The following is a 13014-nucleotide window of genomic DNA, read 5'->3' as shown; positions in this document are numbered from 1 at the left end:
GTTATTTGGCGAATTCCTCTGACAAATATCTCGTTTTTTTGTGAAAGGAATATGATATGATGCGGACAACGATAAGAGGTGAGGTGTGAGTGTATGGACAAGCAATCACGAACGATCTCAGTGAAAGTGAATGGAACAGAAGCGAAGTATGAGGAGAAGAAGAAAGATGAATTTGAATGGATGGTAGTAGAAAGTGAAAGACCGAAAAACGTTGTTCCGTTTCAAAAAGCGAAATTAGTGTCTACGGAAAAAAAACGAAAGAAGTGGAGCAATACGTTAATTGCAATCGTTGCAACTGCGATTGTTATTGGTACGGCGTTTGGGATGGGAATGCTACAGTTACTTAAAGGGCAAGGAGCGACAGGGGGAAGTGAAGTAACAGCTTCGAAGCAGATGCAAAATGAAGAATCAAAGGTGGGTGGAACGTCAGAACAAACACCAGCACCAAAAGAGGAAAAACAAAAAGCGCAGACAGGAACGTCATTAGATCCAATGAAATTATTTTTTGTTCAAGGAGGGATTTATTCTTCCGAAGAAAAGGGACAGGCCGCTCTTGAAGAGTGGAAAGGTAATGGAGGCGTAGCAGCTTTAAAACCGAGCGGCGATAAGTATGCATTAGTTGTTGGTATTGCTAGTGATGAACAGGGCGTAAATCAATTAATGACGCAGTATAAAAATGATAATGTCTCCGTATTGAAAAAGAACTGGGATATAACAGATAAAGCGTTACTGAAAAATGATAAAGAAGTTGGGGCGTTTTTAACAAAAGTACAGCCATTATATACTCATTTAGCAAAATATGCTTCTAGCGTACAAGCTAGTGGAAAAAGTAACGCAAAAGATATAGGTGCGATTGAAAAAGAGTGGAAAGCAATTGAAAAAGAAGGGAAAAGTATGAAGCAGGAAGAAGCAAAGAAATTGTATATGTATACGTCAGTAGCTGTGAAAACAGTGAAGGATGGAAAAGGTGATAAGGAATCTTTGGCGAAATTAAATCAAGTTATTATTGATGGTATGCTTTCATATGAAAAAATTGTTTCACAAAAGGTGAAATAATAGGATAATGAAATGATGAAGAAAGAAGTATAGGTACTTCTTTCTTTTCTTTTGAATTTAGAGCAAAGTGCTTTCTCTATGGCAGGAATATAATCGTATTTTAGTAAAAAGTATTATTTTGTTTAGAGAAAATAATATTTCTTTCATTTGTGGACAAACTATTCCTTTGATACGATTGATATAAATGATTCTGCTTCATGTGAGAAAGGAAGGAGAAAATATGAGAAAAATTATTTTAGCATCAGGGTCACCTCGCAGGAAGGAACTGCTTGAGTTAGCAGATGTACCATTTGAAATCATTGTAAGTGAAGTAGAAGAAACGATTGGTGCGTACTCATCACCTTCTGATATTGTTATGTCCCTTTCCCTGCAAAAGGCATCTGCGGTAGCAGAAAATAACAGTGATCATATTGTGTTAGGTGCAGACACAATTGTTACATATGAATCGCGTATTCTTGGAAAGCCTTCTAATGAGGCTGAGGCGAAAGAAATGTTGCAATTATTATCAGGGAAAACACATGAAGTGTATACTGGTGTTGCAATTATAACAAAAGACAAAACAGTCACTTTTTACGAGCGTACAGAAGTTACGTTTTGGGAATTAACAGAAGAGGAAATTGACGCATACGTTGCATCAAAAGAGCCTCTTGATAAAGCGGGAAGTTATGGAATTCAAGGTAAAGGATCTATTTTTGTTCAACATATTCAAGGGGACTATTATAGTGTAGTCGGTTTACCAATTTCACGTCTTGTTCGGGAATTAAAACAATTTAATATTGATGTAACCCATGCGTAAAATTGCATGGGATTTTCTTTGAGAGAACAAGTAAAAGGGGTGGAGAAATGAACGGTATTCGTGATGTTGTCAAAGAAGAACAGCCACGGGAGCGTTTATTGTTAGAAGGAGCTGGAAGTTTATCGAATAGGGAGCTTCTTGCAGTATTACTCAGAACAGGTTCTAAAGAAGAAACAGTTTTAAAGTTATCAGATAAAATCTTACATCACTTTGATGGTTTACGTATGTTGAAAGATGCAACGTTAGAAGAGCTTGTCAGTATACATGGCGTCGGGATTGCAAAGGCAGCCCAGCTTATAGCTGCTTTTGAACTCGGTAGAAGAATGGTACGGTTAGAATATCAAAATAGATACAGCATTCGAAGCCCAGAAGATTGTGCAAGATATATGATGGAAGAAATGCGCTTCCTGCAGCAGGAGCATTTTGTATGTTTATATTTGAACACGAAGAATCAAGTCATACATAGGCAAACGATTTTTATTGGAAGTTTAAATACGTCGATTGTACACCCGCGAGAAGTTTTTAAAGAAGCATTTCGCCGTGCGGCAGCCTCTATCATATGTCTCCATAATCATCCCTCAGGAGATCCCACGCCGAGCCGAGAAGATATTGAAGTAACGAAACGCTTAGTAGAATGCGGGCGAATTATCGGAATTGAAGTGCTTGACCATATTATAATAGGTGACCATAAATTCGTGAGTTTAAAGGAAAAAGGTCATATTTAAGACTATGCTTTTTACTTATTTTGTTTTATAATGTGATTTATGAGTTTTTTGTAGAAAATTATCTACAAAAAGGATAAAGATATAAAAAACGTACTGTTTTTATAATATAAAGTAAGAAAAAATGAGTCCGTGAAAACAAGAAAGGAAGATAATAATATGTTTGGATTTGGTGGCTTTACTCGCGATCTTGGAATAGATTTAGGAACTGCGAACACGCTTGTATATGTAAAAGGAAAAGGTGTAGTTTTACGTGAACCTTCAGTAGTAGCGTTACAAACTGATACGAAACAAATCGTTGCTGTAGGTAGCGATGCAAAACAAATGATTGGTCGTACACCAGGAAACGTTGTGGCACTTCGCCCGATGAAAGACGGTGTAATTGCTGATTACGAAACGACAGCAACAATGATGAAATATTACATTCAACAAGCTCAAAAATCAAATGGATTCTTTTCACGTAAACCATACGTAATGGTATGTGTACCGTCTGGGATTACAGCTGTAGAAAGACGTGCAGTAATCGATGCAACTCGTCAAGCGGGTGCTCGTGATGCTTATCCAATCGAAGAACCATTTGCAGCAGCAATTGGTGCGAACTTACCTGTTTGGGAACCAACTGGTAGTATGGTTGTTGATATCGGTGGCGGTACAACAGAAGTTGCAATCATTTCTTTAGGTGGTATTGTAACAAGTCAATCAGTTCGTGTTGCTGGTGATGATATGGACGATTCAATTATTCAGTACATTAAGAAAAGCTATAACTTAATGATTGGTGAAAGAACAGCTGAAGCATTAAAATTAGAAATCGGTTCTGCAGGCGAGCCAGAAGGTATCGAGCCTATGGAAATTCGCGGTCGTGATTTAGTAAGTGGTTTACCAAAAACAGTACTAATTCAGCCAGAAGAAATTGCAGATGCATTAAAAGATACAGTAGATGCAATTGTAGAATCTGTTAAAAATACGTTAGAGAAAACTCCACCTGAATTAGCGGCAGACATTATGGACCGTGGTATCGTATTAACAGGTGGCGGAGCTTTACTACGTAACTTAGATAAAGTGATTAGTGAAGAAACAAATATGCCAGTTCTTGTTGCAGAAGACCCATTAGATTGCGTAGCAATTGGAACGGGTAAAGCATTAGACAATATCGATCTTTTCAAAACTGCTGCTCGATAATATTGCAAAATAAAAATCAATGAAATTAAGAGGGTGTGAACGTGCCACAGTTTTTCTTAAACAAAAGATTAATTGTTTTGTTAGTTAGTATTATTCTTCTCGTGGCATTGATTGGAATCTCATTGAAAGAACGGAACAGTTTAACATGGCCAGAGCAGTTTGTTAAAGACACTGTCGGTGTTGTAGAACGTGTATTCCAAAAGCCAGCGAAATACGTAGCTGGATTCTTCGAAAATGTAGAAGATGTAAAGCGCACGTATGAAGAGAATAAAGAATTAAAAGCAAAATTAGATAATTATGCAGGTCTATCAGGGAAAGTAAAACAATTAGAAGATGATAAAAAGAAGTTACAAGAGTTAACTGGTAAAAAAGAGTTGCCTAGTGATTATACTGAAATTCCAGCTACTGTCGTTTCTCGTAACCCGGATAAATGGTACGATTTAGTTGGAGTTGATAAAGGGGCACAGCAAGGAATTAAAAAAGATATGGCTGTAGTGACTTCACAAGGCCTAGTTGGACGAGTGAAAAGTGTATCTCAGTTTACATCATCAGTAGAATTGCTAAGCTCTATGAGCCGAACAAATCGTGTTTCTGCTATCGTACAAGGTGATGAGAAAATCTTTGGATTGATTGAAGGTTATGATAAAGAAAAGCACTTACTTCTTTTCACAAAGATTGGTTCTGATGCAAAAGTAGCACCTAATCAATTAGTTGTAACATCTGGACTTGGTGATATTTTCCCGAAAGGTCTTGTAATTGGAACAATCGTTGATGTTCAGCCAGATCCATACGGCTTAACAAAAACAGCTTATGTAAAACCTGCCGCTGATTTAAATGACGTAGAGCATGTTATGGTTGCGAAACGTGCGAAGCCTTCAGCGCCATTAGAATAGGAGGGGGAGAAGAGATGATGAAGATTCTAAAAAGAGCAGCTCTTCCTCTTTTGCTCCTTTTTGTTTTTTTATTTGAAAATATGTTTGCTACTATTGTTCCAACAGAGGTTTTTTGGAAAGACAGTATAGCAGCACCTCATTTCTTTATAATTGTGTTATGTTTTGTTACTGTGTACTATAGTCCGGTCCAAGGGATTTATTACGGACTCTTATTTGGTTTCTTATTTGATACCGTATACACAGAACTTGTCGGTATATATATTTTTGCGTATCCGATTTTAGCTTATTTAGTTTATAGTGTGATGAAGGTACTACAATTGAATTTATTTATTGTTGCTTCTATCGTACTAGGTAGCATTGTAGCACTAGAGTATTATGTGTATGGATTTTTAACTTTGTTAGGACGTACTCATATGTCGGCGTATGTCTTTTTCACAGATCGTCTCCTGTCTACTTTATTGCTAAATGCAATTTTCTTATTGATAGTTTGTTTCCCACTGAGACGATATTTAATGCGTCTTTCAAAAGCGATGGAAGAAAAAGAAAAAAGGATTTTCTAATTTTATGTCGAATTGAATCGGTGGGGTGAACTTTAGTGGAAGAAAAAAAGCAACAAAATGTAACAATAAAAGGGACAAAAGACGGAATAACGCTTCATTTAGATGATTGTTGTTCATTCTCTGAATTACTGGAGGAATTGGATGAAAAGCTTTCTACACATTACTATGATGGTGATGGGCGCTCTTTAATTGAAGTGCATGTGAAAGTGGGAAATCGTTATTTAACAGAAGTCCAACAAGAAGAGATTCGTACGTTAATTCGTAATAAAAAGAATCTTGTTGTGGATTCAATTGAAAGTGATGTTATAACTAAAGCAGAAGCAATAGCTTGGAAAGAAGAAACAGAAATTGTCCCTATTTCCAAAATTGTTCGCTCTGGACAAGTTTTACATGTAAAAGGAAATTTATTGTTAATTGGAGATGTTAATCCAGGCGGAACGGTTATCGCTGGGGGGAATATTTTTGTCGTAGGATCATTAAGAGGAATTGCGCATGCTGGGTATTATGGGGATTCGGATGCTGTAATAGCTGCATCTGATATGAACCCGATGCAACTTCGAATTAGTGATGTGGCAATGCGGGCTCCGGAAGAGAAAGAAGACGGAGCGGAGGCGGCAGAATGTGCGTATATTAATGAGAACAATCACATTGTTGTCGATCGACTGCAACTTCTCACTCATCTTAGACCTAATTTAACAAAGTTAGAAAGGGGAATTGTATAGCTGTGGGAGAGGCAATAGTAATTACATCTGGAAAAGGCGGAGTAGGTAAAACTACAACGTCTGCGAACATTGGTACAGCCCTAGCGTTATCTGGAAAGAAAGTGTGCTTAATTGACACAGATATCGGTCTTCGAAACTTAGACGTAGTAATGGGGCTGGAAAATCGTATTGTATTTGATCTTGTTGATGTCGTTGAAGGGCGTTGCCGTTTACCTCAGGCGCTTATTAAAGATAAGCGTTTTGACGATCTTTATTTATTACCTGCAGCACAAACGAGTGATAAATCAGCGGTAACACCTGAACAAATGGATGAATTAATACAAGTATTACGTCAAGATTATGATTACATATTAATTGATTGTCCTGCGGGGATTGAGCAGGGGTTTAAAAATGCGGTAGCTGGTGCGGATAAAGCAATCGTTGTTACGACGCCAGAAGTATCCTCAATGCGCGATGCGGATCGTATTATCGGGCTTTTAGAAAAAGAGGATATTGAACCACCAAAACTTGTTATTAATCGTGTACGTAGTCATATGCTTCATGAGCAGGATATGTTAGATGTTGATGAAATCGTACGTACATTGTCAATCGAGCTTCTTGGTGTTGTCGAGGATGATGATGAAGTTATTCGTGCTACAAATACAGGTGAACCTGTAGCGTTGCAACCGAGCGGAAAAGCAGCGTTAGCTTATCGTAATATTGCAAGACGCTTGTTGGGTGAGAATGTACCATTGCAAGCATTTGAACAAGAAAAGGTATCGGTATTTACAAAGATGAAAAACTTCTTTGGAATCCGTTAAAAGCACTTCGCACATATGCGAAGTGCTTTCTTTTTTCTTCACACGAATATCTTTCTTTCTTAGCTCATACATATGTACAAACTGTATACAACTGTTTCTATTTTAATTAGCTTAACGAAAGAAAGGAGACAGTATGAAGAATAGACGTGTAGAAGAAATTAAAAAACGGATTGCGAAAAGGAAGGCAGAGCAAGAAAGGATGGAGGAAGAGCAGTATTTTGCTGGAGGGAATTTTGATAGTGAAACAGTATTTATTGAAGGAGGAGAAAAGGAAATTCATCCTTTATTTCGAAAAGAAGTATTTTTCTTCAAAGTTTTGTTATCAGCAATATTAGTTCTTTCTATCGCTATTTTATATAAGAATGCACCCTCTTCTTTCGACGGTGCTAAAGCTGTTACAGAAAAAGTGATGAAAGAAGAATTTCAGTTTGCTACTGTAGCGAAATGGTACGAAAAGCAGTTTGGAAAACCGCTCGTATTTTTTTCACCTACTGAGAAAAAAGAAGGAACTATTCAGCAAAAAGATTATGCCATCCCTGCTTCTGGAAAGGTGATGCAAGGGTTTCAAAAAAATGGCCAAGGTGTATTTGTTCAAACAGCTACAAATGCAACTGTTGAGTCAGTGAATGAAGGGCTAGTTGTTTTTGCAGGAAAGAAAGAGGAACTTGGTAATACGGTTCAAATTCAGCATGCAGATGGAACAGAATCGTGGTATGCGAATTTAAATGACATGTCAGTAAAATTATATGATTACGTTTCAAAGAAACAAAAAATTGGAACGGTGAATAATGATGCAAATAATAAAAATGGTAAGTTTTATTTCGCGATAAAAAAGAATGAAAAGTTTATTGACCCGATTCAGGTGATTTCATTTGATTAAATATAGAGAAGTTTTAACGAAGATTTCCGTGCATCCGTTGTTTTGGGTTATTATTGTCATTGGTATTTTTACGGCACGTTTTAAAGAGTTACTACTGTTATTTTGTATCGTTCTTATCCATGAACTTGGGCATGCCTTTGCGGCGGCACACTATAATTGGCGTATTAAAAAGATTCAACTTTTACCGTTTGGTGGTGTGGCTGAGCTTGAGGAACATGGGAATAAGTCATTGAAAGAGGAACTTGTTGTTGTAATTGCAGGACCTATACAACATATTTGGATGATGGTGGTAGGTTATATAGTGTTTGAAGCTGGTTGGCTGGGTACGGATTTATATTATTTCTTTATATGGAATAATATAATTATTTTAGCATTTAATTTACTGCCTATTTGGCCGCTTGATGGTGGAAAAGTATTGTTTAACGTATTATCATATCGTTTTCCTTATTTACAAGCACATGAAAAGATGATGAAATTATCATGTGTTTTTTTTAGTGTAATACTAGTGTGGCAGTTACTTTGGAATAGTAATAATATTATGATGTGGGTACTACTCATATTTTTAGCGGTGTCGTTATATCAAGAGTGGAAACAAAGACAGTATGCCTTTATGCGTTTTTTATTAGAACGTTATTATGGGAACAAAAGAGGAATTGAAAAGATTGCACCTATTGAAGTGCAATCCGAAGATCATTTATATAAGATATTCACAAAATTTCGTAGAGGGTATAAGCACTCTATTATCGTCCATGGAAAATATAAAGAACATTACACATTGGATGAAAATGAATTACTCTATGCGTATTTTACTGAAAAACGAACAACTTCATCTGTTGAAGAATTAATCGGTTAGTGTTGACGATAGCACTAACCTTTTATTATTGTAAAAGCAAAGAAGATTATAAAGTGAGGAAAGAATTTTGAAAACGTTATATATGAACTATGCAGGATCGGAAAAACGCGTTGCAATTGAAGAGAAGAAAAAAATTGTTGAGTTTTTATGGAAACGAAATGAAGAACAAGAGATTGTTGGGCATATTTATGTTGGACGTATCGTAAGAACGATTGCTGGAATGAACGCAGCTTTTGTAAACATCGGTTTAGAAAAACATGCGTACCTTTCATACGATGATGTACCATCTTCTTATCGTATACATGAAGGGCAAGCAGTACTCGTACAAGTTGTGAAAGAGGCAATTGATACGAAAGGGCCGAAATTGACAGCAAACATAGAATTTACCGGGAAATATGTCGTTTATATGCCATATGATGAAATGCGTGCGGTTTCTCGAAAAATAAAAAATAATAAAAGAAGGCAACAGCTACTCCAAATTGAGGTAGAAGGGACAGGAGGGTACATTTTTCGCTCTGCTTCTGAAAAAGGAGAAATTGAAGACATACAAGCTGAAATGCAAAGGTTACAGCAGTTATATGAAGAATTAAAAAGAAAAGAGGGCCAAGGAAAAGCGCCGCTACTACTTCATCGACCTGCGACCTTTTTAGATCGTGTATTTCAAGAGAATCCGATTGAAATGATTGAAAAAGTAGTTGTAGATACAAGAAGTATAGTAAAAGAATTAGAAGAAAAAGTCGGAAAAGAAAAAGTATCTTTTTATAATGAAAAATCTTCAATGTTTAACCATTTTGGAATAGAGCGTGAGATCGAGAAAGCACTTCAAAAAATTGTATGGCTCCCGAATGGTGCGTATTTAATTGTGGAACAAATGGAGACGATGACTGTAATTGATGTGAATACGGGCAAGTTTACTGGGAAACAGAATTTACAAGATACAGTCCTTCGTACAAATGAGGCGGCAGCTGAAGAAATTGCACGTCAATTAAGACTGCGTGATATCGGTGGTATGATATTAATTGATTTTATTAATATGAAAAGAAGAGAAGATAAAGAAAAGGTAAGAGAATGTCTCATGGCTGCTATGCAAAATGATCGCACATATACAAGAGTGCTCGGTTTTACAGAGTTAGGGATTTTGGAGATGACACGTAAACGTAAGAAACATTCTTTACGCGACGTATTACTAGAAGAGTGTGTACCTTGCAAAGCAACGGGGTATGTGATGTCATATGAAACAATTGCGTATGAGTTAGAGAGAGAGCTAATTACATATGGCAATATAGAGGATGAGGTAGTATTAATCGCTGCACCTAAAGAATTACAAAAACAATTTTTGCAAAAAGAATTACAAAAAAATATTCCATTTGAAATTTATTTCAAAGATGATATGATCGAAAAGTACGCCATTATCCGTTTTGGAAGTAAAAAAGAAATTGTAGAACGGGAAAAATAGTTAGCAGAACATTTATTGACAACCGTCTATGATTCATGATAACATCTTTATGTTATAGTTTATAGCACCTAAACGGCTATATGCTACAACCGCACAAGACAGGTTCCCTAAAGACATTTATGTCTACCTCGTTTTTGGCGAGTCTTAGTAATTAAGAGGAGGTGCAAGTATGTACGCAATTATCGAAACAGGTGGAAAACAAATTAAAGTTGAAGCTGGTCAAGCAATCTACATTGAAAAATTAGATGTTGAAGCTGGTGAAACTGTTACTTTTGACAAAGTTCTTTTCGTTGGTGGCGAAAACGTTAAAGTTGGTAGCCCAGTTGTAGAAGGTGCAACAGTTACTGCGAAAGTTGAAAAACAAGGTCGCGCTAAGAAAATCATCGTTTTCAAATACAAAGCGAAAAAGAACAATCGTAAGAAACAAGGTCATCGTCAACCTTACACTAAGCTAGTTGTTGAAGCTATCAACGCTTAATTCAGGTTAACATGATTAAAATTACGATAAGTCGCACGAAATTAGGAAGTATCCAATCATTTAAAATGACTGGACATGCCAATTATGCGCCACATGGACAAGATCTTGTCTGTGCTGGAACTACAGCGGTTGTGTTTGGTTCTATAAATGCAGTGGAAGAACTTTGTAATGTGCAGGCAACTATTGAACTCGGGAGTGACGGCGGATTCTTAACGTATGAATTGCCTAATGATTTAGACGTTCATACAGCAGAAAAAGCACAGATACTTTTAGAAGGATTGGTTGTTTCGCTTAAGACGATCGAACTTGATTACGGAAAGTATATCCGTTTAATAGAAAAAGTGCAGGAGGTGTAACGTATGTTAAGATTAGATCTTCAGTTTTTCGCATCTAAGAAAGGTGTAGGTAGTACAAAGAACGGTCGTGACTCTCAGTCAAAACGTCTTGGTGCTAAACGCGCAGATGGTCAAACGGTTTCAGGTGGTTCAATTCTTTACCGTCAACGCGGTACAAAAATTTATCCAGGTGTTAACGTTGGTCGTGGTGGCGATGACACTTTATACGCGAAAGTTGACGGCGTAGTACGCTTTGAGCGTCTTGGCCGTGACCGCAAACAAGTGAGCGTATATCCTGTTGCTCAAGAAGCATAAGAACTCACGGAAAACTCTAACCTGAGTGCAGGTTAGAGTTTTTCTATATTAAGGGGTATCTAAATGAATGAAAAATGGACAATTATAGATGCATTGCGTCATTCAAGACATGATTGGCTCAATCGTATGCAGATGGTGAAAGGAAACCTTTCACTTGGAAAAGTGGAAGAGATTCATAGTCTCATCGATCGTTTTGTCCAAGAAGCGAGACAAGAATCCAACCTGATAGGGCTATCAATGCCTTTATTTTCAGAGTGGATTTTAACATATAATTGGAAACAGCAGCCGTGCTTATTGGAGTACGAAGTATTAGGGAATTTACATAACTTATCTCATTTAGATGAGACTGTATGTATATGGACGAATCAATTTTTCTCAATACTTCAGCATAGTTTAGACGTATATGTTGAAAATTATGTTTGTATCACAATTGAATGTGACGCGGAGAATGCTCGTTTCTTTTTTGATTTTCGTGGTAAGCTAACGAGTGTAGAAGAACTACAGAATTGGCTTGCGAACCAAAACAATAAATGGTATTCCATTTCTTATACAGTACGAGACGAAGAAGTCTCAGTTATATTACAACCAATCGAAAAAAGTGTGGTGAAATAATGTTTGTAGATCAGGTCAAGATATATGTAAAAGGCGGCGACGGTGGTAACGGAATGGTTGCGTATCGTCGCGAGAAGTATGTACCTAAAGGTGGCCCAGCAGGTGGCGACGGTGGTAAAGGTGCAGATGTTGTTTTTGTTGTTGAGGAAGGCTTACGTACATTAATGGACTTCCGCTACCAACGTCATTTCAAAGCTGATCGCGGTCAGCACGGAATGAGTAAAGGTCAGCACGGTCGTAAATCTGAGGATTTAATCGTAAAGGTTCCACCGGGAACAATAGTAAAAGATGAAAAAACAGGTGAAATTCTTGCCGATTTAGTAACGCATGAACAAACAGCTGTAATCGCAAAAGGTGGCCGCGGTGGCCGTGGTAACTCACGTTTCGCAACACCGACGAACCCAGCGCCAGAAATCGCTGAGAACGGGGAACCAGGTCAAGAACGTGATGTCACGCTAGAACTTAAAGTGCTGGCAGATGTTGGACTTGTTGGATTCCCAAGTGTAGGTAAATCTACATTATTATCTGTTGTATCATCAGCGCGTCCGAAAATTGCAGAATATCACTTTACAACAATCGTTCCAAATCTTGGTGTTGTTGAAACTGGTGATAACCGCAGCTTCGTTATGGCTGACCTTCCTGGACTAATTGAGGGGGCACATTCCGGCGTTGGACTTGGACACCAATTCTTACGTCATATCGAACGTACACGTGTAATCGTGCACGTTATTGATATGTCTGGTTTAGAAGGACGTGAGCCATATGAAGATTATGTTACAATCAATAATGAATTAAAAGAATACAATATGCGTTTAACTGAGCGTCCACAAGTTGTTGTAGCAAACAAAATGGATATGCCAGATGCAGAAGAAAACTTACAAGCATTTAAAGAGAAAGTGGGAGACGAAGTAAAAATCTTCCCAATCTCAGCTGTAACGAAACAAGGTGTTCGTGATTTACTATTTGAAGTAGCGAACTTATTAGAAACAACACCAGAATTCCCAATGTACGATGATGTAGAAGAATCTGAAGCAAGTGTAATGTACAAATTTGAATCTGAATCTAATTTTGAAATTACACGCGAAAGTGATGGCACATTTGTTATTTCTGGTTATGATATTGAGAAAACATTCAAAATGACAGACTTCTCACGTGATGAATCTGTACGCCGATTTGCTCGTCAAATGCGTGGAATGGGTATTGATGAAGCCCTTCGTGCACGTGGTGCAGAAGACGGAGATATTGTAAAAATTCTTGAATATCAATTTGAATTTATCGATTAAGACTGCCGAAATAGGGCAGTCTTTTTTTTATTGTAAATGTCTGATTCGTATAGGAAAAAATACCCACTAATTAA

Annotated in this window: 16 protein-coding genes and 1 other annotated feature; all 16 genes read left to right on the top strand. The window is 37.3% G+C overall.

Features of this window, described 5'->3' with window-relative positions; translation table 11 throughout:
* The first annotated feature begins 93 nt into the window (after nucleotides 1-93).
* The 16 genes from KZZ19_RS21770 to obgE all read left to right on the top strand — a co-directional run bounded on the left by KZZ19_RS21770 (nucleotide 94) and on the right by obgE (nucleotide 12940).
* Complete coding sequence (locus KZZ19_RS21770) at nucleotides 94-1056, top strand: stage II sporulation protein B (protein ID WP_237979579.1); 963 nt, start codon at nucleotides 94-96, stop codon at nucleotides 1054-1056.
* A gap of 220 nt (nucleotides 1057-1276) precedes the next feature.
* Nucleotides 1277-1852: a Maf family protein gene (locus KZZ19_RS21765; protein WP_237979578.1), complete on the top strand. Its 576-nt coding sequence runs from the start codon at nucleotides 1277-1279 to the stop codon at nucleotides 1850-1852.
* Nucleotides 1853-1899: 47 nt separating this feature from the next.
* Complete coding sequence (gene radC, locus KZZ19_RS21760; protein ID WP_016135385.1) at nucleotides 1900-2577, top strand: DNA repair protein RadC; 678 nt, start codon at nucleotides 1900-1902, stop codon at nucleotides 2575-2577.
* 156 nt (nucleotides 2578-2733) lie between these two features.
* Entirely contained in the window at nucleotides 2734-3753 is a 1020-nt protein-coding gene (gene mreB, locus KZZ19_RS21755) for a cell shape-determining protein MreB (protein WP_000466737.1), read from the top strand.
* A 41-nt stretch (nucleotides 3754-3794) separates the two neighbouring features.
* On the top strand, nucleotides 3795-4646 hold the full coding sequence (mreC, locus tag KZZ19_RS21750; protein WP_237979576.1) for a rod shape-determining protein MreC: 852 nt from the start codon (nucleotides 3795-3797) through the stop codon (nucleotides 4644-4646).
* Between the two features lie 14 nt (nucleotides 4647-4660).
* Nucleotides 4661-5206 carry a rod shape-determining protein MreD gene (gene mreD, locus KZZ19_RS21745; RefSeq protein WP_088097877.1) on the top strand — a complete coding sequence of 182 codons (546 nt, stop codon included), beginning with the start codon at nucleotides 4661-4663 and terminating at the stop codon, nucleotides 5204-5206.
* A 35-nt stretch (nucleotides 5207-5241) separates the two neighbouring features.
* Nucleotides 5242-5928, top strand: coding sequence for a septum site-determining protein MinC (gene minC, locus KZZ19_RS21740; protein WP_000391511.1), 687 nt, complete (start codon nucleotides 5242-5244; stop codon nucleotides 5926-5928).
* 2 nt (nucleotides 5929-5930) lie between these two features.
* Nucleotides 5931-6728, top strand: a complete 798-nt coding sequence (minD, locus tag KZZ19_RS21735; RefSeq protein ID WP_000503310.1) for a septum site-determining protein MinD — start codon at nucleotides 5931-5933, stop codon at nucleotides 6726-6728.
* 133 nt (nucleotides 6729-6861) lie between these two features.
* Complete coding sequence (gene spoIVFA / locus KZZ19_RS21730; protein WP_237979575.1) at nucleotides 6862-7608, top strand: stage IV sporulation protein SpoIVFA; 747 nt, start codon at nucleotides 6862-6864, stop codon at nucleotides 7606-7608.
* Nucleotides 7601-8461, top strand: coding sequence for a stage IV sporulation intramembrane metalloprotease SpoIVFB (spoIVFB, locus tag KZZ19_RS21725; RefSeq protein WP_237979574.1), 861 nt, complete (start codon nucleotides 7601-7603; stop codon nucleotides 8459-8461). Before spoIVFA ends, spoIVFB begins: the two co-directional genes overlap by 8 nt.
* A 67-nt stretch (nucleotides 8462-8528) precedes the next feature.
* On the top strand, nucleotides 8529-9917 hold the full coding sequence (locus KZZ19_RS21720; protein ID WP_088097874.1) for an Rne/Rng family ribonuclease: 1389 nt from the start codon (nucleotides 8529-8531) through the stop codon (nucleotides 9915-9917).
* 77 nt (nucleotides 9918-9994) lie between these two features.
* Nucleotides 9995-10072: a sequence feature (ribosomal protein L21 leader region), on the top strand.
* A 14-nt stretch (nucleotides 10073-10086) separates the two neighbouring features.
* Nucleotides 10087-10395, top strand: coding sequence for a 50S ribosomal protein L21 (gene rplU, locus KZZ19_RS21715; protein WP_000270907.1), 309 nt, complete (start codon nucleotides 10087-10089; stop codon nucleotides 10393-10395).
* An 11-nt stretch (nucleotides 10396-10406) separates the two neighbouring features.
* A complete protein-coding gene (locus tag KZZ19_RS21710; protein WP_002008596.1) occupies nucleotides 10407-10751 on the top strand; it encodes a ribosomal-processing cysteine protease Prp in 345 nt (114 codons plus the stop codon).
* 3 nt (nucleotides 10752-10754) lie between these two features.
* Nucleotides 10755-11045: a 50S ribosomal protein L27 gene (gene rpmA, locus KZZ19_RS21705; protein WP_000944957.1), complete on the top strand. Its 291-nt coding sequence runs from the start codon at nucleotides 10755-10757 to the stop codon at nucleotides 11043-11045.
* Nucleotides 11046-11108: 63 nt separating this feature from the next.
* Nucleotides 11109-11657: a sporulation initiation phosphotransferase B gene (locus KZZ19_RS21700; protein ID WP_088097873.1), complete on the top strand. Its 549-nt coding sequence runs from the start codon at nucleotides 11109-11111 to the stop codon at nucleotides 11655-11657.
* Nucleotides 11657-12940: a GTPase ObgE gene (gene obgE / locus KZZ19_RS21695; protein ID WP_088097872.1), complete on the top strand. Its 1284-nt coding sequence runs from the start codon at nucleotides 11657-11659 to the stop codon at nucleotides 12938-12940. The genes KZZ19_RS21700 and obgE overlap by 1 nt, the downstream gene beginning before the upstream one ends.
* The last annotated feature ends 74 nt before the right edge of the window (nucleotides 12941-13014 follow it).

Origin of the sequence: Bacillus thuringiensis (assembly GCF_022095615.2) — a bacterium.
GTDB lineage: Bacteria > Bacillota > Bacilli > Bacillales > Bacillaceae_G > Bacillus_A > Bacillus_A cereus_AG.
This window is presented reverse-complemented; position numbering and strand designations above follow the sequence as displayed.